This is a genomic window from Bifidobacterium saimiriisciurei (assembly GCF_010667655.1).
Classification (GTDB): domain Bacteria; phylum Actinomycetota; class Actinomycetes; order Actinomycetales; family Bifidobacteriaceae; genus Galliscardovia; species Galliscardovia saimiriisciurei.
On record NZ_WHZU01000006.1, the window covers coordinates 1 to 25,986 of the forward strand.

A 25,986-nucleotide genomic window follows, 5' to 3' on the forward strand; every position below is an offset into this window, starting at 1 on the left:
CATCGCGCATCGCCTCTCGACCATCAAGAACGCCGACATGATTCTCGTGATGAAGGACGGCGACATCATCGAACGCGGCACCCACGACGAACTGCTCGCCGACGGCGGATTCTACGCCGACCTGTACAACAGCCAGTTCGCCACCCTCGTCGCGTAGGATGGTGGGAGCGATACGACGAAAGGGGCCATGATGGCACAGCTGGCAGGATACGAGACGCCGAGGCTCGGCATGGGAACGATGGCGCTCGCCATCGAAGGCCGACCGGCCGACCGCAACGTCGCCATCGACACGATCCACGCCGCGCTCGACGCCGGCGTGCGCTACCTCGACACCGCATGGTCGTATTATCTGCCCAGCAAGCCCGGCACCGGCGAATCCGAGGATCTCGGCTACGGTGAGAAGCTCGTATATGACGCGCTCGCCACATGGGACGGCCCGAAGGACGACGTGCTCGTCGCCACCAAAACCGGCTGGCTGCGCACCCTCAGCGTTTCTTCTTCTTGGCTCCCCCTCTCAGGGGGAGCTGTCGAGCATAGCGAGACTGAGGGGGTTCCCGCCACCTCCGAGGCCGATTCCACAGCTCAGCCCAAATCCGCCATCGCCGACCAGACCGGCGCCGTCTCCGGCAACAACTTCGGCGAATACGGCTGGCAGACCGATGCCCGTCCCGAGACCATCATCCGTCAGGCCAAGGAATCGGCCCGCCGTCTGCACGTCGACTCGCTGAGCCTGCTGTACTCGCATTGCAATGACCCACAGCTGCCCTACGAGGACCAGATGGGAGCATTCAGGCGGCTCGTCGATGAGGGCGTCGTCCGTCACGTCGGCATCTCGCGCGTCGACGCCCGCGACATCGACATCGCCCGCGGCATCCTCGGCGACAGTCTCGTCGCGGTGCAGAACCAGTTCTCGCCGTCGTACCCCGACCCCGACCACACGCTGGAATACTGCGCGGAACTCGGACTCGCGTTCGTCTGCTGGTCGCCGCTCGGCGGATTCCTCGACGCCGTCGACCAGCACAAGTACGACCCGTTCCGCGAAGTGGCCGCCGCGCGCGGATGCTCATACCAGCGCGTCACGCTCGCGTGGGAACTCGCGCAGTACGACCGTCTGTTCACGATTCCCAGCGCCCGCAACCCGCATGAAATCCAGGATTCGTTCGCTGCGACCACGCTGTCGCTGACCGCCTCCGAGCTCGACTATCTCAACGCGGCGGTCGCCCGGTAAAAAACGTTGCCGCAACGTTGCCGCTATGCAACGGAGGGGAACCGCAACACTGTTTCGGTTCCCCTCCGTCGTATGTGTGGCAACCAATGGGAACGGAGGCGCTTTTCCGGCGCCCATACGTTGCGTGTGCGATAACCAACGGGAACCGAAACGTCCCTTCGGTTCCCGTCCGTTGCGCGGGTAACAACAAACAGGAACCGTACCGCCCTCCCGGTTCCTTTCCGTTGCATAACAAACAACCGGCAGGACCTCATGATGTTTTCGGTTCCTGCCGGTTGTTGCGGGTGGCTTTATGCCGTTCCTATTTCGGCTGATTCAGCGCTTGAGCATGCGTCGATACGTCATAACGGCACCTGCCGCGGCGATCATCAGCATCGTTCCAGCGATGGCGATGACGTCGACGCCGGTCTTGGACAGCGAGTCGCCGTGGCCGTCATCGGCGCCTGCCGCGCCCGTCGAGACGTTCGTTCCGGCGCTACCGCCGTTGCCCGGCGTCGAAGGCGTCGTCGTCGGCGTGACCGCCATGCCTTCACCCACGTACGAGAACGACGGATTCCAATCGCCAAGGCCGCCGCCGATATGCATCGCCGCAAGCAGTTCCGCGCGCTTGGCGGTCAGCTGCTCGGCGCTCAGCGTCGCACCGCGGCCGACGAGGAAGTCGGTGCGCTTGGTATTGTCGCCGCCGAGCTTGGAATCATAGTCATAGGCGGCTGCGGCGGTGCCGTTCTCGTCCGTCGAATTGTATTCCACGAAACGAACAGCCGGATGATACGTCACATCCAGGTTCTTGCCGTCGAGCTTGCGTCCCCAGGTGCTCCAGCGCGTGACGGTCTTCGTGCCCGAGACCTTCGCGCCGACGTTCGAAGCCACCGTGGATTCCAGCAGCGTCGTGGCCGAGGATGCGCCCTGCGGGTACACGCCCTGACCATCGGCGCCCTCCTGCTTCGAGAAGTCATAGCCGGTGATGACGCCGGCGGCGTTCTTGACCTGCTTCACCTCGGTCTGCCAGGGGCGGCCGAGCGTGACCTTCGTATTGGCGGCGTCGGCGGTGAACCGGCACTTGTCGAACACCAGACCGGTGTGTGCCTTGTTCGTGTTCGGTGCGGTGAAGTATCCGTTGTCCTTGCCGGCGAAATGCGCCATATGCAGCTGCGTGTCGTGGATGTAGGCGTCGGCGGATCCGAACACGAAATCGACCGTTCCCTCGATGTACGAATTCTCCACGTTCACGCGGCCGTTGCCGTTGAACCATACGGTGTCCTGGCGGCCGATGAGCCGGCAGTTGACGAGGTTGATGCTGTCGGCGGCCGTGTACAGGGCCACGGCCGGGGTCTGCGACCCGGCCTCGGGGTGCACGGAGATATTGAAATCATTGCGGAACGTGATGCCGTACGCCGTGAACCCATCCGCACCCGACTGCACGCTCACCGTTCCCGACGTGTTGGTGCCGGCCGCGCGCGAGGCGTCGTACTTCGGGTCCGCCTGCGGGGTCACCGTGCCCATCGCCGCGTAGTACGCCTCGTGGATGACGACGGGCTGCGACGCCGTCTTGTCGCCGTTCTCGAACACCACGCCCGGCTTGGAGACCGTGACCTTCTCGCGGTAGTCGCCAGGCGCGATCTGCAGCACGAGGCGGTCGGTCAGCGAGGAATCGTTGGCGTCGAGCGCCTTCTGGATGCTCTGGTAGCGGTACTGGCTGCCGTGGCCGACGGTGACGGTCCGCGTCGCCGTGGCCGGCTCGTTCGAGCCGTAGTCCACGCTGATCGACGTCAGATAGAGGCTGCCGGGCTGCGCCGGATCGGTGCTGCTGACGGCAAGCGGCACGTAGCGGGTCTCCTTGGCATTCACGACCGCTGCCGAACCCACGGCGATGTCGTCGCCGTCGAGCGTGAGCTTCACGCCGTTGGCTCCGCTGGCCTGCACGGTGACCGTCGCGCCCTTGGCGTCGGCGGCGATCGGCAGATACAGCACGGTGCCGGGATTCACCTGCGTATCGCTTGCACGCAGGAAGAACTTGCCCGAAAGCGCATCGACCTGGATGCCGTCGAAGCTGCCCTTGGCGCCCTGGATCGCCGGATTGGCGGCGTCGACGGGCTTGCCGGCCGCGTCCTTGAGGAGCGCGACTTTCGATGTGTTGAACGTGTAGGTACGGTCGACGGCCTTCACATCCGGCGTGCCGTAGCCGCTGTCGGAACCGTAGTCCACGGTCACGGCGGTGGCGTATGCGGCTGCGGTGAAGTTCACGGTCACGTACTTCGGGAAGTCGGTCTGCTTGCCGTTGATGGCGACCGTCTGGTTGGTCGTGGCGGCCTTGCCGTCCACGGTGATGGCGGCGTCGCCGCCGGCGGTGGCGATCTTCAGCGAGACGCCCTTGGCGTCATAGGCCACCGGAACATACAGCACCGTGCCGGCGTTGATCTGTACGTCCTTGTTCGCGCCGCGAATGGCGAACTTGCCGGTGGTCGCATCGATCTTGAGACCGCCGAACGAGCCCTTGGCGGCCTCAAGCTTGGCGATGCCGGTCGTGGCGTCGGCCTCGATGGGCGCGCCATTGGCGTCCTTCAGGCCGTTCGTGGTGTCGAACGTCGTCGTGACGTCCTTCGGCTCCACGGTTCCCGGCGTTCCGGGGAAGTCCGCAGTGTCGTCGGTGTCGGTGCCGTTGGTGCCGTTGGTGCCGTTGTTGCCGTTCGCGCTGCCGCCGTTATTCGTGGTGTCGGCATCCTGCTTGCTCGCGGCGGAGCCGTTGGCGTCGGTCGTCTTGCCGTTGTCGGCGCTGCCGTCATCGGTGGCATTGTCTGCCGCGGCGTTCTGCGTTGCGGCGCTGCTGGACGGCGTAGGCGTGGCGTCCGATGCTGCCGTCGTCGCCGCGCTGGCGGGCATGGCGAAGGTCGCCGTCATGATGGCGGCCACGCATGCGCCCATGAATATGGTCAATGAATTTCTTCTCATTATGCTTCGCAATCGTTGGTGGGAATCGTTGTCCGATTGGAGAGATGGTGTGGCTGTCCTAACCCCAAAACAAGCCCAACCACCGCATCAAACCGTAGAACGTTTGATGCGCCGATATCGGCGAGCGATTGCGTAGGGGGTTTTATGGGGTTATGCGAAGGGGTATATATGCATGAAATTGATGTTCGTTTCACTGAAACCGCAGTCGTTCGCCTGACGCAAAAACGTCTCTTGCTTCCAATGGCCCTCGTGCAATGTGTGTCTTTGCAACAAAAAGGAACCGTGGCGCTGCTGTAGTTCCTGTCTGTTGTGCATGCAGCAACCAACAGGAACCATGGTGCCTTTTCGGTTCCCATGCGTTGGATGTGTGATGACGAGTGGGAATCGTGGCGCTGCTGCGGTTCCCATCCGTCGTATATGCCGCAACCGACAGGAACCGCACGGTGTTTTCGGTTCCGATTGGTTGTGTGTGGAGCAACGGATGGGAATCTTACGGTGTTTTCGGTTCCTGTCGGTTCGATAAACAATTCGTGGAGATTCTGCACCGTCAAACGTTTGAGGGACGTTCGCCGGAGAATTCCCCTCCACGGTTCTGTACCCTGAAAGAGGGCTGAACGTTTGCTGAAGCCCGAGGCGATGTCGCGTTCGCGAAGACATGATGTATTGGGGTTGTATGCGACCGGCGTCGTCGGGAATGAACAATCGTTCGCAGCATTGAGGATGCGAACGACCAATGAAGGGAACCATCATGCGTATGCAAATCGCATCCAACCGTCGAATCATGTCGCTGCTCGCCGCTCTTGCGGCGGTGCTGATGCTGCTCGGCCTGTCCGCCTGCGGCATCGGCGGCAGCGGGGGAGGAGGCGGCGCGCCCGCGAACTCGCCAAGTCAGTCCAATAACACCGGCACGTCCGACACCGGCAATTCGTCCGACGACGATGACGCCGACGACCGGAACGATGACGATCAGAACGACGACGCGGACGATCGTGATGATGATGCGGATGACCGTAACGATGACAACGATGATGCCGACGACGATAACGACAACGATGATAACGACGATAACGACGACAACGATGACCGGGACGACGACTGATCGATCATAATCGATTGAGCAGTGACCGGACATGATTGGAGAAGTCGGGGAATGAGCCGCACTCCGATTGCCGGGCTGAAGTGATTCAGATTCGATGATCGGAGGTGTGGTCTCTCCTGCCAGAGGATTGCGGACGGCGTTGCGACGATGATGTCATGCCGTAAAGAACCGTCCTGGAAATGACGGTGAGGCGGCGGCGTTGCGGTTGATGTCGATGAGCGCGCATTGGAAAAGCGGCGTCTCGTCCGGTGCGGCGAACGCCGCCGCCAATGCGCCGGCGTCGGAGACGAACAACGCCGTCGCCAGGCCGTCGGCCAACGCTGTGGGGTAGAGGCGGGCGATATCCGTTGCCGTCCATTCATGCGTTTGCGTTGAGGCGCTGTCATTCATGCCGGCATCATTGTCGGATGCTTCGGATGCGGGAGGCTGCACGGAACCGAATCGTGACTCCGGCGCCGTTGCGGCGGCCGTCGGCACCGGTACGAAGACCCACGTCGCCTTGACGTCGTCGGCCGGCTGCCCGTCAAGGGCGTTCAGCAAATGGTGGACCTCGCGCAGGGCGTCACCCGAACGAACCTGCCAATGGCGGCGGCTGGGCGCCGAGGCGCAGAGGGAGCCGTCCGTGATGGCGATGGTCCCGATGGCCTGGGCGGTGTCGTCCGGGTCCTCCATGGCGATGGTCAGCGGCTCGGTTGCGGAAGAGGCCGCGGAGGGCTTTAGGGTTTGCGCCAATCCGTGAATACGCAGGTCGCCGCCGGCGTCGATGACGTAAGCGGCGCCGGGCAGCTCCCTGTCGAGGATATTCGCCAGCAGATCCACCATCATGCCCTTGCCGGCCGCGCCGAAATCCAGTTGGACCACCTGCGTGGTGATGATGACATTGCCGGAATGCGAGACCGCATCGCCCCACGTCGGTCGCTTCCGCAAATCGTTTACGGAAGCGACGCCGCAAACGCCGGCTTCGGCAGGTCGCTTGCCGAAGTCAGAGTCGACCATGTCCGTACCTTCTGTGCCCTTACCCATCGGATTCGCAGGGGCCGTCGCCGCCTCCATGTCGGGACTGGAAGCTCCGACCGTCTCGGGCGATTCCGTGCCGACGCGCATCCGATACGCCATGTCGGCGCCATAGCCGAGTTTCGTCAGTTCCTCGCCGACCAGCGGGTCCACCGCGCCGCAAGAAGCCGCGAACAACCGGTCGTAGAGCGCGAACAGCGCCTCCGCGCCGAGGCCGTCGGGGAACGCGAACGTGCCGCCATGCTCCGCCGTGGCGATGCGGCCGACCGATGAATCCGCGCGAAAGCGCGAGAACGCATCCTCGAAATCCTCGATGAGTCCCGCCATACGCTGCCGCAGCCCTGCGGGAATACGCTTCGAGCAGGTGATGATGATGCCCGTGCCCAGCGCCTGCGGAAACGCGGCGATGTGGGGGAGCCGGTGCGAGGGGGAGATGTCCATACCTGACATGGTAGTGTCGCCATCCGGATTCCACATAGTGGTTGGTGCGCGGAACGAGTTCGCGGGTGGCGCGGGGTGGTGTGGTTGCATGGTTTGAAGGTGCAAAGACCAGACATACTATCATGCATCATCAAAAAAATCAAGACTTTATTTTTTGCAAAAACACTCATACGTTGGTCCTGTGATTCGAGGGATTGCCGAGAACCGCAAGAATTTAAAGGGTTTTCCCGCTTCGGAAGTGCGCCTTCCGAAACAGAAAAATTCTTTGGATTTCATGCGCGACACGCCTTGACATGTTCTCGAACCACGAAAAACCAAGGTTTTTTGAGAGGAAATCATGCGGTCACGTAGTTCAGTGTTCGATGTCGTCGTGCGTGTGGGCGCGGCGCTCGCCATGATGCTGATATTGGCGGCGTCGTTCTTCACGACGCCGCTCGTGTCCACGGCCCAGGCCGCGGACTCCGATGCATCGTCGTCGGCCAACTTCGCCACGTGGAGCGCCGTCGCCAAGGCCATCGACGCCAAGCTCGCCAGCGGCCAGACCGCCTACAAGTCCGGCGACAACGCCGGCGCGGCCGCAGACTTCCAGTCCGCGCAGTGGTCCACGTATGAGGCCGCCAACTTCGGCAAGGTCGTCAACGACACCATCGGCGCCGACAAATACCAGAGCCAGACCCAGCAGTTCCAGGACCTGCAGACCAGCGCCTACACCGCCGGCAAGGAGGCCGATCTCGCCGCCAAGGTGAGCAAGCTGACCGCCGACCTCGACTCTACGGCCTCCACGCTCGACGCCAACGCCAAGCTCGCCAAGCCGGCTGAATACGCCAAGCAGCGTGCCGAACAGACCGCCAAGGAACGCAAGGCCCTCGACGCCAAAAAGAAGAAGAACGACGGCAAGGGCGACCGAACGTGGGTGCAGGTGGCCGACGAGATGACCCCGATCCTCGACGACGCCTACAAGGCCTATGCCGACGGCGACGGCGCCAAGGGCGCCGAACTCGTCAACAACGCCTACTACCAGTACTACGAGAAGCTCGGCTTCGAGAAGAACGTGATGAACGCCATCGGCGGCAACCGCGTCTCCCAGGTGGAATACCAGTTCAAGGAATGCCGTCAGGCCATGAACAACGGCGAGCCGCTCAAGGATGCCAAGAAGTACGTCGACGACCTCAAGGCCATGCTCAAGGAGGACGCCCAGAAGCTCGATGGCGGCGCCCAGGTCAACGGCGTCACCAAGTTCATCACCAGCTCCGTCGGCCAGGCGTTCCTCGTGCTTATCCGCGAGGGCCTTGAGGCTCTGCTTGTGGTGGCCGCCATCATCGCCTACCTTGTGAAGTCCGACAACCGCAAGTTCGTCAAGTGGATCTACCTCGGCGTGCTCGCCGGCCTCGTCGGCTCCGGCATCATCGCCGTCATCTTCGGCTTGCTGTTCGGCGGCTCCGGTCCCGTGCAGGAGATCATGGAAGGCGTTTGCGCGCTCGTGGCCATGGCCATGCTGCTGTGGACCAGCAACTGGATGCTCAACAAGTCGTCCGTCGAGGCGTGGAACCGCTACATCAGGAACAAGACCGAGTCCGCCGTCGCCGCCGCGCATGACGCGCACGTCGCCAACACCACGACGATGGGCACCGTGGTCTCGCTCGCCATGCTGAGCTTCCTCGCGGTCTTCCGCGAAGGCGCCGAAACGGTGATTTTCTACGAGTCCATCTACTCCATGAGCCAGGATTCCAAGGGCATGTGGATCGGTGGCATCGCCGCCGCGGTCGTGCTCGTCATCGTTTTCCTGCTCATCCGCTTCACTTCGGTGAAGATTCCGATCGGCCCGTTCTTCCTTGTCACGTCGATTCTGATGTCGGTGCTCGTGGTCATCTTCGCCGGTGGCGGCGTGCACGCGCTCATCGAAGGCGACGCGCTTTCCGGCATGTACCTGCAGGGCGTTCCCACCAACGATTGGCTCGGCTTCTACCCGTACGTTGAGACCATCGTGGCGCAGGTCCTCGCGGCCATCGCCGTGCTCGCCCTGTTCGCGGTCGGCTTCGCCAAGCAGCGCAAGCGCAAGGTGCAGTCCGCTCTCGAGACGAAGTGATCGCCTCCCCAAGATTTTGGCAAAGCAATTTACCAACACAAGTAAAACAAGTAACTAAAGGATAGAGAAATGAAGAAAAGCAAGCTGATGGCCCTCGCCGCCATCGTTCTCTCCGGCGCCCTCGCCCTGTCCGGCTGCGGCAACTCCTCGAGCTCCAACAGCTCCAGCTCCGCCAAGTCCGACACCTCGTCCTCCGCCTCCGCCGACTCCTCCAAGGATTCCGGCAGCGATTCCGCCGGCTTCGAGGAGGTCCCGGTCGGCCCCGACCAGGATCAGGAAGTCGGCCCGCTCATGGTCGGCGCCGTCTACTTCCAGCCCATCGACATGGAGCCCGCCGGCATGGGCCTGAAGGCCGCCGACGCGAGCTTCCACCTGGAGGCCGACATCCACGCCAACCAGGAGGGCACCAAGCTCGGCTACGGCAAGGGTGACTTCATCCCCGACCTGACCGTCGCCTACAACATCATCGACAAGTCCACCAACAAGTCGGTCGGCTCCGGTACCTTCATGCAGATGAACGCCTCCGACGGCCCGCACTACGGCGCCAACGTGAAGCTCGACAAGGCCGGCAACTACAAGCTCGAGCTGAACATCAAGTCCCCGGAGGAGAAGGGCTGGATGCTCCACGTCGACAAGGAGACCGGTGTGACCGGTCGCTTCTGGACCTCCCCGCTCAAGGTGACCTTCGACAACTGGAAGTACACCCCGCGTCAGTGGTGATGTAGCCCCAGGGTCTGCCGCCGCTCGTCCCCCTCTGATGAGGGGACCGTCAGCGAAGCTGACTGGGGGAGAGAACATGACGGCCTACTCATAGTCTCTCCCTCCGTCCGCCTATGGCGGCCAGCTCCCTCATCAGAGGGAGCCTACCAGCCTCTCCTTCTGCCGAAAATCGCAACGACAACGGCGGAAGGATTTTTCGCGTTTAGGCGCGGAACCACAAAATTCAAGAATCCTAAGGGACCCCTAGGAAAGAAGCGAAACGAATGCTTAAACAGTTTGTGACGGTCATGCCCGGCACATTGGCGGTCGCGCTGCTGGTGATGTGCCTGAGCGTCATGCTCACCGTCGGCGAAGGCAAGGACAAACCAATCAGCGCGCGCTGGCGTCTATGGGGATTCTCCATCGGATTCGTCGCCGCGATAATCTTCGCGTCATTGCGTGCCACCGCGGTCATCAACCAGCGCACCTTTGTGAACTTCCCTGTGCTGGTCTGCGCGATTATCGTCGACGTGCTCACCATCATCGTCATCGTCATGGCGCATCACACCACGAAGAACTGGCATAAGCGGCCGGTCCTGCTTCACGTGAGCAATGGCGTCGCGGCCGTGTGCATAGCCCTCGCGATCTTCTACGCGTTGCCGGACGTCATCCTGCAGCTCACCATCTTCGTGGAGCCGGGAGACCCGGTCTTCACCTCCGCCATGCTGCTGCGCGCCCTCGGCTTCCTGCTCGGCGTGGGAGCCAGCGTCGTCATCGCCGCCATCTTCCGCACCATGCGCTCCACGGCCGTGCGCCCGGCGTTCACGTTCGCCGCGCTGGCCGTCGCCGTCATCCTGTTCGTGCAGCATTTCACGGCGCTCATCCAGATGCAGCAGGACCTGCTCATGTACATGCCGCTGTCGCTGTTCACACTGCTTGTCTGGTTCATCAACCACAACACGCAGCTCATCATGGCGCAGGCGTGGGTGTTCATCGTGCCCGCCATCGCATCCGTCATCGCCGGCTTCCATATGCCGATGACCGGCGCCAACGAGGCCATCGTCCGCACGCACAAGGCGTTCCGCCGTCGTGCCGTCGCCGCCTCCGTATGGAGTCTCATCGCCATGATCGGCGTGACCGTCACCCTTACCGTCGGCGTGGCCGAAATCAACAAGACCCCGACGTTGTCGCCTCCCGAATCGTATTCGCTGTCCAAGGGCGTGGCCACCATCAAGTTCTCCCAAGTTGCCGACGGCCATCTCCATCGCTTCGAATACAAGGCGAAGGACGGCACCACGATGCGCTTTATCATCATCAAGAAGAACGGCGGCGCATACGGCGTCGGACTCGACGCCTGCGACAACTGCGGCGACGCCGGCTACTACGAGAAGGACGGCAAGATCATCTGCAAGAAGTGCGACGTGGCTATCAACTTGGCCACCATCGGCTTCAAGGGCGGATGCAACCCCGTGCCGTTCCCCTACAAGGCCGGCAACGGCGCCATCACCATCCAGACGTCCGACCTCGACGCCCTTTCGGCGCATTTCAAGCTCTGACGGCGGTAAGGAAGGCAACCCATGTTCTTTCTGAAAATGATTTTCCGGTCGTTCAGCCGGCAGTTCAAACGCCGTATGCTGATCGCCGTCACCGTCTGCCTGTCGGCGACGGTGTCGGTGGCCATGCTTGGCGTGGTCTTCGACGTCGGCGACAAACTCAACGCCGAACTTTCGTCATACGGTTCCAACATCACCGTGCAGCCGAAGTCCGACGCCGTGATCTCCGACCTGTATTCCATGGAATCCGGGTCGGGCGCGGCGGCCGGGGATGGCACGGCCGGCGAGACCGCCGACCCGACGGCGTTCCTCAAGGAATCCGACGTTCCGAAGATCAAGACCATCTTCTGGGCGTTCAACATCACGAATTTCGCGCCGCAGCTGAACATCCACGCTCAGATCGATACGTCCGGCAGCAAATCGCAGACCATCCCGCTTGTCGGCACATGGTTCAACAAGACGCTGCATCTGGCGACCGGCGAAAGCACGGTCGCCGGCGTGCAGGGCATGCGCTCATGGTGGACGGTCGACGGCGCTTGGCCGAAGGACGATTCCGCCGAGGGCATGATGGGCAAGGACCTCGCCGATTCGCTCGGCGTGAAGGTCGGCGACACCATCACCCTGCATAAGGGCAGGAACTCCCAGCCGCTCAAGATCGTCGGCATCTACGATTCCGGCGACGATGACGCCGGCTCGCTGTATCTGCCGTCGTCCACCGCGCAGGTGCTGGCGAATCTGCCCGATTCCGTCGACAAGGTCGAGGTCAAGGCGTTGACCACGCCGGAGAACGACTTGGCGCGCAAGGCCGCGAAGAACCCCGCGGCCCTGACACAGGAGGAGTGGGAGACCTGGTACTGCACCGCGTATCCCAGCTCCATCGCCTACCAGATCGAGGAGGTCATCCCCGGTTCCGTGGCCAAGCAGGTGCGGCAGGTGGCCGCATTGCAGGGTGACGTGATGAACAAGACGCAGGCCGTGATGATTCTCATGACCGCATTGTCGTTGATCGCCGCCGCAATCGCCGTGGCCAATCTCATGGCCGCGTCGATCTCCGAACGTTCCAGCGAACTGGCGTTGCTCAAGGCCATCGGCGCGACCGACGGCGCCGTATCGAGGCTCATGCTCGCCGAAACCGCCGCGATTTCACTGGTCGGCGCAATCGTCGGTGCCGGACTTGGCTCGGGCGTCGCGCAGATCGTCGGCCAGATAGTGTTCGGCTCGGGCATCACCATGCGTCCGATGGTGTTCGTTCTCGTGTTCGTATTGTTGGCGTTGACTATTCTTGTGGCCTCCGTCTCGTCGATTCGTTCGATTCTGAGGCTGCGTCCGGCGGAGGTGCTCCATGGTCGGTAAATCCAAGGTTTCCAAGGGCGTGACGCGCAAGGCGTCGTCACGGCCCATGACCAACCGTCGCATGTTCGCGACGATGATCTTCGGCGCGGTGTTCCGTCGCCGTTCGCGCGCCGCGATGGCCGTGGTGTCGTCGCTGGTCGGTGCGGCCACGCTGTTCTGCCTGGCGGCCGTGTGTCTCGTTGTGCCGCAGCAGATGAACGACGAGATGCGTGCGTATGGTGCGAACCTCATCGTCACACCGTCGGAGTCGGGCGCCTCGAAGGGCGGCATGCCGGCCGACGTCATCAAGCAGGCCACGTCGCTGGTCACGGCTCATGGCTCGGCGAAATCCGCCACGTATCGTTACGAGACGGTGCGCATCAACTCCGCGCCGTATGTGCTCGGCGGCATCAATCCTGCCGAGGTGCGCAACCTCAACCAGCATTGGGTGGTCGACGGCGCATGGCCGTCCGCCGGCAAGGTGCTGATTGGCCGCGACGTGGCCGATGCGATGGGATTGCAGATTGGTTCGACGATGACGATTGCGTATCGCGCGTCGGATAACGCGGGTAGTTCGTCGGGTTCGACGGATGGCAGCGCGGACAACAGCCAATCGGCCGACGCCACGCAGAATCAGGTCCAGTCGCAGTCCAACAGCCAGCAGACGCGCGACGGCCGCGTCTCCTCCGACATCATGGAGGGCGGCGGCACCGAATTCGAGGTCGCCGGCATCGTCGATACGGGTGGCAGCGAGGATGAGATCGTCTACGCCGACGAATCCGACGTCGCCAAGCTGGCCGGCCAGCGCGGCGCCGACGTCGTCGAATACTCGTCCGGCGCCGACGCGAACGGTTTGGGCAGCATCGTCAAGGCCATCAATGCCGACACCTCGCTTGGTGTCAAGGCGCAGCAGGTCACGAAGATCACGTCGTCGAACACGCGCATCATCACCATGCTTCAGACGTTGTTCTGGCTGGTGTCGGTGGTCGTGCTCGTGCTCACGCTGGTCGGCGTCTCGACCACGATGGCGTCGATCGTCTCGCAGCGGCGCAACGAAATCGGCCTGCGCAAGGCGCTCGGCGCCAGTTCCGCCAGTGTCGGCACGGAATTCTACGTGGAATCCGCGTTCTACGGTCTGATTGGCGGCGTGCTCGGCACCGCCGTCGGCTACGCGTTCGCGAGGATTCTCTGCCAGACCGTGTTCGACCGCGGGCTCGCGTTCAACTGGCTGCTCGGCATCGGCTCCGTCGTGTTGAGCATCCTCATCGCCGTGCTCGCCTCTGTCATCCCCGTCCGTCGTGCCTCGCGCATCGACCCCGCCGTCGTGCTCCGCGAGGAATAACGCTCCTACATACCACAAAAGGAAATCTCCCATGCTTCTTGAACTCGACCACATTTCGAAGATCTATGGCTCGCTGCACGCCGTCGACGACCTGTCGCTCACCGTGCCCGAAGGCGAATGGCTCGCCATCGTCGGCTCGTCCGGCTCCGGCAAGACCACGCTCATGAACATGATCGGCTGCATGGATACGCCGTCCAAGGGCTCCGTCTCGCTTGAGGGCCGCAAGCTCGAGGATCTCAATGCTTCGCAGCTGGCCGACGTGCGTAAGAACCTCATCGGTCTGGTCTTCCAGAAGTTCTATCTCGTGCCGCATCTGACGGCTGTTGAAAACGTGATGGTCGCGCAGTACTACCATTCCGTCGTCAACGAAAAGCAGGCCATGGAGGCGCTCGACAAGGTCGGCCTCGCCGACCGCGCGCACCATCTGCCCGGCCAGCTTTCCGGCGGCGAGCAGCAGCGTGTGTGCATCGCCCGCGCGCTCATCAACTGCCCGAAGCTCATCCTCGCCGACGAGCCCACCGGCAACCTCGACGAGAAGAACGAGAAGATCGTGCTCGACCTGTTCCGCGACCTGCACAAGCAGGGCACGACCATCATCGTCGTGACGCACGATGCGCTTGTCGCCAGCTGTGCGGAGCGCGAGATCATGCTCAACCACGGCGTGCTCGTGGGCGAGAAGTGGAACGACGAGGAGGCGCGCAAGGCGTACGAGGCGGCCGGAGGCAAGCCCGCGTCCACCGGCTCGAAGGCCGAGGGCGCCCAGAGCGGCGACACCCCGATTGGTTTCGAAGACCCCACCAAGGCCGCCAAGACCGGCGGAGACGTCGACTAGACTTCTTTTCGGAAGGAGACCACATTGACCAATAAGACTTCCGTCAAGACCGCGGCCGCGGCGTTCGCCGGTCTGGTCGTGGCAAGCGCGTTGCTCGGCGGCTGCGGCGATCCCAAGTCCAAGGCCGTTCCGATGGACGACGAATACGCCGGCAGCTCCGGTGAATCCACGTCGTCGCCGTCTGCGAGCAGCAGCGCGTCGGCTTCGGCATCCGCGTCGGCGACCGGCAAGGACACCGGCAAATACAAGGACGGCACCTACTCCATCAAAGGCCAGTATGGCCCGGTCGGCGAGGACAGCATCGACGTCACGTTGAAGATCGCCGATGGCAAGGTCGCCGATGTGCAGGTGGTCGGGCATCCGTTCACCGTGATTTCGAAGAACCACCAGAACGATTTCATCAAGGCCATTCCCGGTGTCGTGGAGGGCAAGCCGCTCAAGGGCATGAAGGTCGACAAGGTGGCCGGCGCCAGCTGGACGTCCGACGCCTTCAACAAGGCCCTCGACCTCGCCCGTCAGCAGGCCTCCGAATAAAAAATCGTGATTCGTGCGCGGGCGTTCCACACGCGAATCACGAGATACGGCGATATTCGGCGATTCGTCAGTTGAGTCTGACGTATGGAGTGCCGTCCGACGTTTCGATCTGCGCCTGGCTTGGTCCCGGGCCTCCGCCGGTGCTCGCCAGATACTGCTTGATCCATGGTGACGTCGTGCCGGCGGGGTAGTAGGTGAGCGTCTTGCCGTTCGACAGCTTCCATGTTCCCGACTGGTACGAGTTCGCCACATAGGTGCCGGACCAGCCGCCTCCGCCGGTCACGTCGGATTGCGTGGCGCTGCAGTCGGCGCTGACGGTCAGTTGCGGGCTGCCCTGCCACATGCCGTACGTGCCGGCAATCGACACGCATCGCGTCTTGTCGGCTGCCGCAGCCTGCTCCTGCGCCTTCTTCTGTGCGTCGGATTTCTCCTTGGCCTGCATCGAATCGCTGACCTTGCTGATGGCGGCCTTCAGATTCGACGTGGCACGGGTCATGGCCGCGGCATCGGAATCGGAGGAGTCGAGCGTCTTCTTCGCGGCGTCGATCGCCTGCTGCAGGGCGGTGCGCGTGGCGTTGTCCGTTACCTTGCCGTTGGATCTGCTCAGCATCGACTGCGCGTCCGAGATGGCGTTCTGCAGCGTGGATTTCGCCGTCTGCGAGGTCTTCTCCTCCTTCGACTTGTTCACGGCTTTCGTGGCCTTGTTGAATTTCTTGGCGACGTCGGTGTATTCGTCGGCTTCGTCGTTCATGTAGTTGGCATGGTCCGAAAGAATGTTGGCGGTAAGGTCCGGACTGCACGAGTAGGAGTCGTCGGAATCGTTGTCGGTCGTCGGCGCGGTGCGGGTGAGGTCGTTCACCGTGGAGCCTTCGCCGGTGCCGGGCAGTTTCTTCAGGTCGTCGAGCGTGGAGGCGTCGCTGAGATCGTCGCTCTTGGTCTTGGCGGCCTCCTGCGCGGCCTTCTGCGACTTGCCCATCGTCGTCTTGGACTCCTTGAGCTTGGCCGTCGCGTCGTTGCAGGCCGTAAGCGCCGTGTTGTAGGCGTTCTCCTTCGACCGATGTATGTACACGCCCACCCCGATGGCGATGACGATCGCCGCGACGACGGCAGCCGCGATGATTGCGATGGTCTTCTTCGTCGGCTTGGTCTTGGAAGAAGAGTCGGATGCCGGTCCGGGCGTCGGGGCGGCGGCATCGATGCCGCCGGTCGCGGCTCCCGAGGCGGCATCCCCATCATTGGCGGACACTACGGCCCCGTTGGGCAGCGGCACTGCGGTGGGTGCGGGAACGGGTTGTGCAGGAGCCGGAACCGGTTGTGCAGGAGCCGGAGCCGGAACAGGTGACGATGCCGGTGTATTTGGCGCCGGCGCTGGTGCCGCACTTGTTCCGGACGCGGTATTCGAATTCGCCGGCTGCGTAAACGCGTGGCCGCAGTTCATGCAGAATCCCGAATCCTCCTGTCGCGGGGAGCCGCATTTCGGGCAGAATCTCACCGGTCGTTTGTTGCCGCTCATCTCGTTCCTCTCCATTCCGCTTGTCGCCGCGAAACTTTTGCGCCGTCACACTCGCCGACCATCCTTGACCGGCTCGCACGGCATTCCCTAATTTTCCAGCCTACCCCCTTATCGCCGGTCTTGGCCGATTGACGGTCCTTTGCGCGACGGCCGTTATTTCGCTGCACACATGCGGTACGTCATCGATTCGATATGGAGGCGGCCTCTGCCGCGCATGACAATCATCGCCGTGCGTGGCAACGATGTGATTGCCGTGCTTTGCGCCCGCCGGCCGGTATCCTGGTGATCGGTATCGTGGTTAGTCGGTTGAGACGAGGAGATACAGGAACATATGGCCGAGAATTCGACGAACGGAACCATGACGGCGGACGCTGGTGCGACCGTCCCGCGCAAGCAGATTCGCGTGGTCGGCGCGGCGATTGTGCGCGACGGCGAGGTGATGTGCGCACAGCGCGGCGGCGGCAAGCAGCTGAGCGGCAAGTGGGAGTTCCCCGGCGGCAAGATCGAGCCGCACGAGACCCCGCGCGAGGCCCTGCATCGCGAGATCGAGGAGGAGCTTCTGTGCGAGGTCGAGATCGGTGACGAGGTGTGCACCGATTCGTATGACTACGATTTCGGCACCGTCACGCTCACCGTGTTCATCTGTCATCTGCTTTCCGGCGAGCCGCGCCGCACAGAACATCAGCAGTTCCGCTGGCTCAAGCCGGCCGACATGCCGTCGCTCGACTGGGCGCCGGCTGACCACAAGGCCGTAAGCATGATCTCGACGATGGATTTCATGGGGAAGTGAGTATCGTATGAGTGACCACAAGGCCGGAAAGTACATCGACCCTCAGCAGATGGATTCCTTCATCGAGGAATCCCCGCGAACGGATACGTCGGAACAGATGCGGCTGCCGTTGCCGGCTTCCGATGCGGATAATCCAGATACGCATTCGGTCGTACAGGAAAAACTGGTCGATATCGTTCAGGATGATGTATTCTCCGGTCTGATTCGTGCCAATGCCGATGTCACGGGGCAGTATGCGCCCAAGCTGATCGCGAACCGGCCTGGCCATACCATGAAGGACGAGCTCGAGTCCGAACTCTCCGATTGCGATGCTTTCGATATGTCGGTTGCGTTCGTAAGCGCCGGCGCCGTAGGTGGCCTTCAGCAGAAACTGTATGATTGGCATGATTCTCGAGCCGCAGTCGGAGGTTCCAAAGGCCGTATCATCACTTCCACAAAGAACTTTTTCAACAGCCCGAAAGCTTTCTGGGATCTGCTCAAAATACAGGAAAAGACCGATATCGACGTGCGCATCTGGCATGACGAATCGGAATCCGGCAGCGGAAAAGCCCCGAACTTTCATCCCAAAGGCTATGTGTTCACGCGGCGGTCCAAAAGCGGAGACCCGTATTTCAATTTGTATGTAGGCAGCTCCAACCTCACCGAAACCGCGCTGAACGGCACCCAGCGCGAATGGAATCTCAAGGTCTCGTCGTTGCCCGAGGGCGAGTTGGTCCGTCAGTTCCGCGAGGAACTGGATGCGCAGATCAGCGAGTCCGAGCCGCTCACCGAAGAGTGGATCAAACAATACGAAGAGGACTTTAAAAAGTACGCGCCTCCGCGTCGTGAAGTCCTTGAATCACTGAAGAACCGCGATATCAAGCCGAATGCGATGCAGAGGGAGGCGCTCACCAACCTGCAGAAGCTGCGTGACGAGGGTGAGCACCGTGCAATCATCGTTTCCGCCACCGGCACCGGCAAGACCTATCTGTCGGCGTTTGATGTAAGACAGTATCATCCGAAACGAATGCTGTATATTGCGCAGCAGCATCAGATTCTCAAGGCGGCGATGAAGTCTTACCAGCGTGTGCTTGGCTGCCCTGACGATGAGCTGGGACTCTTCACTGGCGGCAGCAAGGAGCACGACCGTAAATACGTGTTCGCCACCGTTCAGACTTTGAGTCGCCCCGATGTGCTGGAACAATTCGCGTCCGACGAGTTCGACTACATTCTTGTCGACGAGGTGCATCATGCCGGTGCCGTCAGCTATCAGCGTGTCATGGACCATTTCAGGGATGCCGACTTCATGCTCGGTATGACGGCCACGCCGGAACGTACCGACGGCATCAACATCTTCGAGCTGTTCGGGTACAACATCGCTTATGAAATCCGCTTGCAAAAGGCGTTGGACGAGGACATGCTGTGCCCGTTCGAATATCATGGCGTGGCTGAATACCTGGGAGATGACGGCGAATCCATCGACGTCGCGCACGGGGCCACCGCCAAGGAGAACAGTCAGCTCACTTATGAGATCAACCAGCTGGCGACCAAGGAACGAGTCCGATACATCATCGACAAGCTGCAACAGTACGGGCAGTACCATCAGCAGATCACAGGATTGGTGTTCTGCAGCCGGCAGGAGGAGGCCGAACGGCTTTCCGACCTGTTCAACCAACAGTACAACCAGCAGGCCGAACGCAATTACCGCACGGCGGCGGTCACCAGCAGTCGATACCCCAAGCAGGAGGACCGCGAGCCGCTGATCAGGCAGCTGGAGAGCGGCGAACTGGATTACCTCTTCACCGTCGACCTGTTCAATGAAGGTGTCGATATTCCGGCGCTGAATCAGATCGTGATGCTGCGCAACACGCAATCCAGCATCATCTTCACCCAGCAGCTGGGCCGTGGCCTGCGTAAGTTTCCCCATAAGGACCGCGTCGTCGTCATCGACTTCATCGGCAACTATGCGAACAACTACCTCATTCCGGTCGCGTTGTACGGCAACACCGGCGATCGCGACATCGCAAGGAAGAACCTGCAACGTTCGTCGATCGGATTGTCGTCCATCAGCTTCGACCCGATCGCAAAGGAGCGTATCCTCAAATCGCTGGACACGGCCGACTGGTCCGATATGAAGAAACTGACCGAGCAATACCGGCAGATTCGCTACGAATATGGCCGCATCCCCATGCTCGTGGACGTCTACGACTATGACCCGTCGCTGCCACTGACACTGGCCGCGAAGAAAAGCAACTATCTCGAATTCGTGCGCTCTCGGGAGCAGAGTCTGAGCCATGGCAAGAATGCCGACGGTGATTTTCTCGATCAGCTTGAACCGGTCTCTGATGTAGAGAACGGCATATTGAAGATGGCGACATCGGTTCTGTTGCCGGGCCTGCGGCCGCACGAACTGGTGATTCTTGACGAATTATGCCGATTTTCCAATGAATATCTCGGCGATACTGCAGATACGTCGGCCTCGACATGGCGCCCCGCCTCGGCAGTGCATGACAGCGCCCTCGTCGATTCCATACGCGAACGGTTCCCCGAAGCCTACATGGCGTCGGACCAGTTCGAATCGGCCCTTCACGTGCTCGACTACTCGTATTTCGACGCCAGCCGTAAGCGCTTTGGCGGTACGCCCTTGGTTGAACGCGATGACAACGGCATGTGCCGGCTTACGGAGGCCTTCACCGATATGCTGGCATCGAATCGAACCTTCCGTATTTCCTTCGCTGATGCATTGCGGGTCGGCCTGCGCAATTGTCGTGATCTCTATGCCACGGCCCGCGAAAACAGGCGTCCGTTCGATCGCGGATTCCTATACGAACAGAAGTATGCGCTCGCTGATGTCATGCGACTGTGCGGTTGGCATAAGGAACTCAACGGGCAGAACGTCGGCGGATATTTCCGTCACAAGGAAACCAACACCATGCCCATCTTCGTAAAGTATGCGGCCAGCCAATACGAGGATCGGTTCCTCAATCCGCAGGAGATGGCATGGTTCAGCAAGAACGGGCGCACACCGAATTCGCCTGAATTCCAGTGGATGCGTGAAGGGACCGGTAAAGAGGCACACGAGCATTTCGTTCCGCTCTTCGTCATGCGCCGTGAAGAGGCCGACGACAAGAAGTATTACTACGTCGGTCATGTGGCTGCGCTGGAAAATGCCGAACTGACGACGAAGTCCGATGCCAGCGGTGAGAAAACCGTCAACGTCACGCTCTCCACGTTGCGTTTGGCCCGCCCGCTTGACGCGGAACTGTACCGCCATATCTCCGGCAATTACGAGGGATAGGGGACAGAGATGTCTCTCACTGAATTCGACCGCGAAACAGTCGAATGCACGCGTGTTCATGGCCGGATTCAGTGAGTGACCGCGGTCTGCGATGTACGATGACAGCATCGCTCACCGTGTTGGAGGTCTGTCATGGCTGAAACTCCTTCATGGTTTGCAGTGTTATTCGATGGCGGTGAAGAAGCATTCTGCATCAGCTTCTGTGATGGAAGCAGATGCGGCCTGATGCAGTGCCTGATATCCACTTTCGTTGACTGTTGCGGCGATTTCGTTCGGAGCATGCCCGTTCGTCCAGAGAACGAAGGCATCGGAAGCCCACCGTGGCATGCCATGGAAAACATTGAGCCAGTCGTCCTCGGTGACGTACAGGTCGGAATCCAGACGATAGACGTTGCACGGGCCGGCAATCGGTATCATGGTCCGTGATTTCAGATGTTCCAAGGCAGCGCAGGTCGTCATGATTACGTCCTGTTCAGATGGCATCGCTGTCCTTTCCGCTTCGTGATAATACGGTACGGCCATCGGACTCCCAACGATGCCGAAGAACGAAAACGAGAACAACCGATCCACAACCATTTGCTAAATCACGATTTACTAAATTATGATTTACTAAATCGTGATTTAGCAAATGGCAGACTCTCCGATTCTCTCTTCGTCTGCCTGTTTTCGTCTGCTCGCCGTCCCCGGCCCTACTTCGTATACGCCTTGCCGTCGGTTTCGATCGTGGTCTTGGCGGTGAGCTTCTTCAGCTCGTCGGCCTTGCTCTTGTCGCCCGAGTACGCCTTGGTGATGATGGGCGAGCTCTTGCCGGCCGGGTAGAGCGTCACGGTCTTGCCGTTCGAGAGCTTCCACGTGTAGGTGCCGTCGGAGCCCTTGTACGATTCGGCCACGTAGGTGGCGTCGGTCGAATTGCCCTTGCTCGGCTTCCAGGTCACGCTGCAGTCGGCCTTCACGGTAAGCGACATGCTCACCTTGAATCCGCTGTAGCCGCCGGCGATGGTCGCGCAATGCGTCTTGTCGGCCTTCTTCTTTGCGTCGGCGGCCTGCTTGGCCTTCACCGACTCGTTCACCTTGGTCATTGCGGCCTGTAGCGCCTTGATCTGCGTGTTGATCTCGTCGACGTCGGTCTTCTCGCCTTCGCCGCCGGCCACGATCTTCTTCGCGGCGGTGGCGGCCTGCTTGAGCGCGGTGAGCGTGGAGGCGTCCGCCACCTTGCCGGTCGCGTCGCTGATGAGCTTCTCCGCCTTCGCGTACGTGTCGACCAGCGAGGCGCGCGCATCGTCCAGCAGCTTCTTCTCCTGGCTGGCCTGCACCGCCTTGGAGGCCTTGTTCAGCTGGACGTTCAGCGTCGAGAACGCCTTGGCCTTGGCCGAAACCGTCGTGGTGTTGTCGGTCAACTGCCTGGTCGAAAGATTCGAGGCGCATGGATCGGCCGGTGCCTTCTGGGCCGCGCCCTCATCGATAAGGCCCTTCAGATCGGTCAGCGTCGAGGCGTCGGCGAGCTTCGACTTGTCGATGCCGGCCGTCGACTTGACGTTCTCCAACGTGGCGTCCAGCGCCTTCTTGGCGTCGGTGAGATTCGCCTGTGCGGCGGTGCAGTCGGCCAGTGCCGTCGCGTGCTGATGACGCGCCCACAGCGCGTAGCCGCCGCCACCCAGCACCAGTGCGACCACGCAGATCACGGCGATCATGATGATACGACGGCACTTGGCGTCAAGCGGCCGCTTCGGCTTCGCCGGTGACTTCGGGTTCGGTGGCGTCTTCGGGCGCGGCAGTTCCTGCGTACCCGACGGTTCCTTCGGGCCTTGCACGCCATCCTGGGCCTTTACGCCCTTGGAGCCCCAAAGGTCCTTGAGGGCCTTCAGTCCCTTGGATTCCTGCGGCTCGTCGGTCTTGGAACCCTTGTTGATGCCGGCGAGGCCGGTTCCTGTCAATCGCTTCGGCAAGGGGGCCGCCGTATGCGAGGCTCCGATCGGCTTGATTACGGCCGTGGCCTGGTCATCCGATGCCGATGCCGATGCCGATGCCGGTGTCGGTGTCTCTGCCTGTGCCGGCACAGACGTCCGTACTGCCTGACCGGCGTTCGGCGCAGCGGTCGTCATACCGGAGTCTTCCGCAGGCGACGCCAATGCGGCCAGCGACGCGCTGCCGACCGAGGGGTCCATCATCAGCGGGCCCAGGCCGTCGTCGTTCAGGCTGCCGGATGCAATGCCGTTGCCGCCGTTGGGAATGGCCGTCGTATTGGCGGTGTCATTGGTCGTCTGCTGCAGGGGAGTCGTCGCCATCGATTGCGTGCCGGCCGGCGTCGGCGCCGATGACAAGGTCCTCGCCGCAGGTGCGGAGCCCGTCGACGGTCGGGGAATGGCGATGGTCGGCATCGCCTGCGTCGCACCGTCATCCGGTGTGGCCGCTGGCGATGGCGTTGATGTCGGCGCAATCGGCGTGAACGCTTCCGTTGCCGCCACCGTTGCCGGTGCTGCGGCCGGTGCCGACGCACCGTGCGTCGACGTAGGTGCCGCCGTTTTCTCATGCGAGACGCCGAACATGGTCAGCGGCGGAATCAGCTGCGCGGCCGCATCGACCGGCTTGTCGACCGGCTTGTCGGAGGGCTTGTCGGAGGACGGTGCCGCAGAAGACGATGCTGCGGAATTCGCGGGAATCGCGGAATTCGCAGGAGCGGAGGCGGTTGGGGTCGGCTCGTCCAATTCGGCGAGCGGATCAAACGCCGCGGTCTCTTCGAGCGGCGCCGGTGATGTTGCCGGCGGGGCGGGAACCGACGTGGGTGCCGCCGGCGCCGGAGCCGGAGCGGCGGCAGGGGTCGCAGAACTGGAGGCAGGCACCGTCGGCTCGTCCAATTCGGCGAGCGGGTCGAAAGCGGCCGTTTCCTCAAGGGCCGCCGGAGCTGCGGTCGCTGGCGCCGGGGCCGGATCGGATGCGGGCATTGCAGGCGTTGCGGGTGCAACCGCCACCGGAACCGCGCCGGCAGCCGTCACCATCGCCGGTGCATCCTGCACGGGAGGAATGGACCCCGTCTGCGAAACAACGGTGATCTCCGCCGGCGACTGGGGGATGTCACGTTCATCACGGCCGCCGTCGAAAGCGGCCGAACCGCCGTCCGCAGCGTTGCCGTCCGCGTCGTTCAGAGGGAACCGATATCCGCAGGTCATGCAGAACTGCGTGCCAAATCCCCGCAAAGCGCCGCATTTCGGGCAGAACTTCTCCGGCTTCGCCAGTCTTTCGGGCATGATTCGTATGATTCCTTCTCTGAGGCTGCGCTCGACTTCCCGAATCGGAGGCCCGGCCGTCCATACGGCCGCCGCACGATTCGTCGCGTCTGCGCGCGAACACTTTTGCAATGAAGCTTACTGTAACCGCACTATGAATATTCGGCCAACGGCCGGTAATTTGCACACACCCCATAATTGCGCCGCATAATGGTACGATTCGCAGCAGATGCAGGGAAAGGCGGCACACCGTGGACGACATGAATCGTACAGCCGAAAAGACGGGCGACCGCGACTATACGGCTCCCGCCCGCAACGCGCTGAAACGCTTCTTCGGATACGATGATTTCCGCGCGGGCCAAGCCGACGTCGTCAACGCCATCATGAACGGTCACGACGTATTGGCCGTACTGCCGACCGGTGCCGGGAAATCCGTATGCTACCAGCTGCCGGCCATGGCCTTGCGATTCACGCTGGTCATCACGCCGTTGCGCGCGCTCATGCGCGACCAGGTGCAGTCGCTCGAACGCCGCGGCATCCCCGCCGCGCTCATCGACGCCGGCACCAGCGTCGCCGAGCGTCGCGCCATCTACGACAAGGCGCTCGCCGGCGGACTCAAACTGCTGTACGTTGCTCCGGAGCGGCTGAAAACCCGTGATTTCTCGACGTTCGCCAATCGTATGCCGATAGATCTCATCGCCGTGGACGAAGCCCACTGCGTACTGCAATGGGGACAGGACTTCCGACCCGCATACCTTGACATCAGCAAGTTCGTGCGTTCCCTCCCTGAGCGTCCCACCACCGAACCGCGTCTGCGCATCGCCGCGTTCACCGCCACGGCCACGCCGTCCACGCGCACCGAGATCAGCGAGAACCTCGGCCAGCGCGATCCCGTTCGTGTGAACACGACCTTTGACCGGCCGAACATCCGATTCGATACGAAATACGTCGGCAGATGGGACCGCGAGGACGAGATCGTGGCCTGGGCGCTCGGCCACAAGGGCCAGTGCGGCATCGTGTACTGCAACAGCCGCAAGCGCACCGAGGAACTGGAGCAGACGCTGCTCGACGCCGGCGTGGCCGCGGCGCATTTCCACGCGCGTATGGCCGAAGCCGACAAGGGGCCGGTGCAGGACCGCTTCCTTTCCGGCGAGATCCAGGTGATGTGCGCCACCACCGCATTCGGCATGGGCGTCGACAAGCCCGACGTTCGATGGGTCATCAACGACGGCGCCACCGACAGCATCGAGGAATACTATCAGGAGGCCGGTCGAGCGGGCCGTGACGGCAAGGAATCCGTAAGCCTGCTGCTGTGGAGCGACGACGACTTCGAATGGTTGGAGAAGCGCATCGACGAATCGTTCAACAACGACGCCATGGACGCCGGCGAGCAGAGCGCGGCACGGTCCGCCGCGTTCGAGCGGCTGCACGCCATGGAACGGTACTGCCGCTCATACGGCTGTCTGCGCGCGGCGTTCCTGAAATACTTCGGCGAGGAGCCGGCCGCCGCGAAATGCGGCAAATGCTCGAACTGCCTCGGCGGGGGAGCGGCGCGTCCGCGCGCCGCGCACACGTCGAACTTCGGCGGTTCGTCCGGCTCCCGCAGCCGATACGGCAACGGCGGCGGTTATGGTTCCGGCGACGGCTCGTCGCGCAAACGGTTCCGTCATGCCTCCGACTATGACGATATCGACGACGGCTACGGCGAGGTCAGCAGTTCGGACGGCTGGGGATCGTCGGACGACGCGCAGGATTCGCGTGGCCGATACGGCGGCCGTGGCCGTCGTGGCGGATGGAAGCGGCATGGCCGCCGTCGCGGTTACGACGATGGTGATTTCGACGACGATTCCGATTCGTCGTCCGGCTCGTATGGCCGCAGCGGCAAGGATCTGCGCAAGTCCTCCAATTCCACGTATGCGGCACTGTTCGGCACCGACAAGGACTGATTCCCAGGCAAAAAGAGGCGAGAAGCTATGCGCGGTGATGAAACGGCGGAAAACGGATATAGCCAGCCGATGCTGGATTTCGGGGATGGGGATTTCGGCGGGACCCCGAATGATGATCGCACGGACG

General features: G+C 62.1%; 18 protein-coding genes and 1 pseudogene. 13 read left to right on the plus strand and 6 right to left on the minus strand.

Going from position 1 to position 25,986, the window contains the following annotated elements; all coding sequences use genetic code 11:
* Positions 1-187 precede the first annotated feature (187 nt).
* A complete protein-coding gene (locus GFD18_RS04680) occupies positions 188-1,228 on the plus strand; it encodes an aldo/keto reductase (protein ID WP_163198609.1) in 1,041 nt (346 codons plus the stop codon).
* Positions 1,229-1,543: 315 nt separating this feature from the next.
* Here GFD18_RS04680 and GFD18_RS04685 read toward each other — a convergent pair whose 3' ends face one another.
* Complete coding sequence (locus tag GFD18_RS04685) at positions 1,544-4,162, minus strand: pectinesterase family protein (protein ID WP_225432895.1); 2,619 nt, start codon at positions 4,160-4,162, stop codon at positions 1,544-1,546.
* 183 nt (positions 4,163-4,345) lie between these two features.
* Between GFD18_RS04685 and GFD18_RS11275 the strand changes: the two genes are divergently transcribed.
* Both GFD18_RS11275 and GFD18_RS10940 read left to right on the plus strand, forming a co-directional pair.
* On the plus strand, positions 4,346-4,474 hold the full coding sequence (locus tag GFD18_RS11275) for a hypothetical protein (protein WP_263863971.1): 129 nt from the start codon (positions 4,346-4,348) through the stop codon (positions 4,472-4,474).
* 451 nt (positions 4,475-4,925) lie between these two features.
* Positions 4,926-5,276 carry a hypothetical protein gene (locus tag GFD18_RS10940; RefSeq protein WP_191997318.1) on the plus strand — a complete coding sequence of 117 codons (351 nt, stop codon included), beginning with the start codon at positions 4,926-4,928 and terminating at the stop codon, positions 5,274-5,276.
* A 153-nt stretch (positions 5,277-5,429) separates the two neighbouring features.
* Here the strand turns inward: GFD18_RS10940 and GFD18_RS04695 are convergent, their stop codons facing one another.
* Entirely contained in the window at positions 5,430-6,836 is a 1,407-nt protein-coding gene (locus GFD18_RS04695; RefSeq protein ID WP_163198606.1) for an FAD:protein FMN transferase, read from the minus strand.
* A 232-nt stretch (positions 6,837-7,068) separates the two neighbouring features.
* Between GFD18_RS04695 and GFD18_RS04700 the strand changes: the two genes are divergently transcribed.
* The 7 genes from GFD18_RS04700 (at position 7,069) to GFD18_RS04730 (ending at position 15,109) form a co-directional block, all read left to right on the plus strand.
* Positions 7,069-8,817 carry an FTR1 family iron permease gene (locus tag GFD18_RS04700; RefSeq protein ID WP_163198603.1) on the plus strand — a complete coding sequence of 583 codons (1,749 nt, stop codon included), beginning with the start codon at positions 7,069-7,071 and terminating at the stop codon, positions 8,815-8,817.
* 69 nt (positions 8,818-8,886) lie between these two features.
* A complete protein-coding gene (locus GFD18_RS04705) occupies positions 8,887-9,537 on the plus strand; it encodes an iron transporter (protein ID WP_163198600.1) in 651 nt (216 codons plus the stop codon).
* Positions 9,538-9,800: 263 nt separating this feature from the next.
* On the plus strand, positions 9,801-11,072 hold the full coding sequence (locus tag GFD18_RS04710; RefSeq protein WP_163198597.1) for a DUF2318 domain-containing protein: 1,272 nt from the start codon (positions 9,801-9,803) through the stop codon (positions 11,070-11,072).
* Positions 11,073-11,093: 21 nt separating this feature from the next.
* Positions 11,094-12,422, plus strand: a complete 1,329-nt coding sequence (locus GFD18_RS04715) for an ABC transporter permease (protein ID WP_163198594.1) — start codon at positions 11,094-11,096, stop codon at positions 12,420-12,422.
* A 46-nt stretch (positions 12,423-12,468) separates the two neighbouring features.
* Positions 12,469-13,743 (plus strand): ABC transporter permease, encoded by a 1,275-nt coding sequence (locus tag GFD18_RS04720; RefSeq protein ID WP_163228261.1) that lies wholly within the window; start codon positions 12,469-12,471, stop codon positions 13,741-13,743.
* 31 nt (positions 13,744-13,774) lie between these two features.
* Positions 13,775-14,575, plus strand: coding sequence for an ABC transporter ATP-binding protein (locus tag GFD18_RS04725; RefSeq protein WP_163198591.1), 801 nt, complete (start codon positions 13,775-13,777; stop codon positions 14,573-14,575).
* A 24-nt stretch (positions 14,576-14,599) separates the two neighbouring features.
* Positions 14,600-15,109: an FMN-binding protein gene (locus GFD18_RS04730; protein ID WP_163198588.1), complete on the plus strand. Its 510-nt coding sequence runs from the start codon at positions 14,600-14,602 to the stop codon at positions 15,107-15,109.
* 67 nt (positions 15,110-15,176) lie between these two features.
* Here GFD18_RS04730 and GFD18_RS04735 read toward each other — a convergent pair whose 3' ends face one another.
* Positions 15,177-16,355, minus strand: coding sequence for a hypothetical protein (locus tag GFD18_RS04735; RefSeq protein ID WP_163198585.1), 1,179 nt, complete (start codon positions 16,353-16,355; stop codon positions 15,177-15,179).
* A gap of 180 nt (positions 16,356-16,535) precedes the next feature.
* Positions 16,536-16,637, minus strand: a pseudogene (locus GFD18_RS11380) (zinc-ribbon domain-containing protein); the annotation flags it as partial.
* A gap of 343 nt (positions 16,638-16,980) precedes the next feature.
* On the opposite strand from GFD18_RS11380, the gene GFD18_RS04740 reads away from it, so the two are divergent.
* Positions 16,981-17,412, plus strand: a complete 432-nt coding sequence (locus tag GFD18_RS04740) for a (deoxy)nucleoside triphosphate pyrophosphohydrolase (RefSeq protein WP_163198583.1) — start codon at positions 16,981-16,983, stop codon at positions 17,410-17,412.
* 97 nt (positions 17,413-17,509) lie between these two features.
* Positions 17,510-20,689, plus strand: coding sequence for a DUF3427 domain-containing protein (locus GFD18_RS04745; protein WP_163198966.1), 3,180 nt, complete (start codon positions 17,510-17,512; stop codon positions 20,687-20,689).
* 162 nt (positions 20,690-20,851) lie between these two features.
* Here GFD18_RS04745 and GFD18_RS04750 read toward each other — a convergent pair whose 3' ends face one another.
* Both GFD18_RS04750 and GFD18_RS04755 read right to left on the minus strand, forming a co-directional pair.
* A complete protein-coding gene (locus GFD18_RS04750; protein WP_163198581.1) occupies positions 20,852-21,172 on the minus strand; it encodes a hypothetical protein in 321 nt (106 codons plus the stop codon).
* Positions 21,173-21,378: 206 nt separating this feature from the next.
* A complete protein-coding gene (locus tag GFD18_RS04755; protein ID WP_163198578.1) occupies positions 21,379-23,934 on the minus strand; it encodes a hypothetical protein in 2,556 nt (851 codons plus the stop codon).
* A gap of 239 nt (positions 23,935-24,173) precedes the next feature.
* Here GFD18_RS04755 and GFD18_RS04760 point away from each other — a divergent pair, with 239 nt between their 5' ends.
* Positions 24,174-25,859, plus strand: coding sequence for a RecQ family ATP-dependent DNA helicase (locus tag GFD18_RS04760; protein WP_225432903.1), 1,686 nt, complete (start codon positions 24,174-24,176; stop codon positions 25,857-25,859).
* The last annotated feature ends 127 nt before the right edge of the window (positions 25,860-25,986 follow it).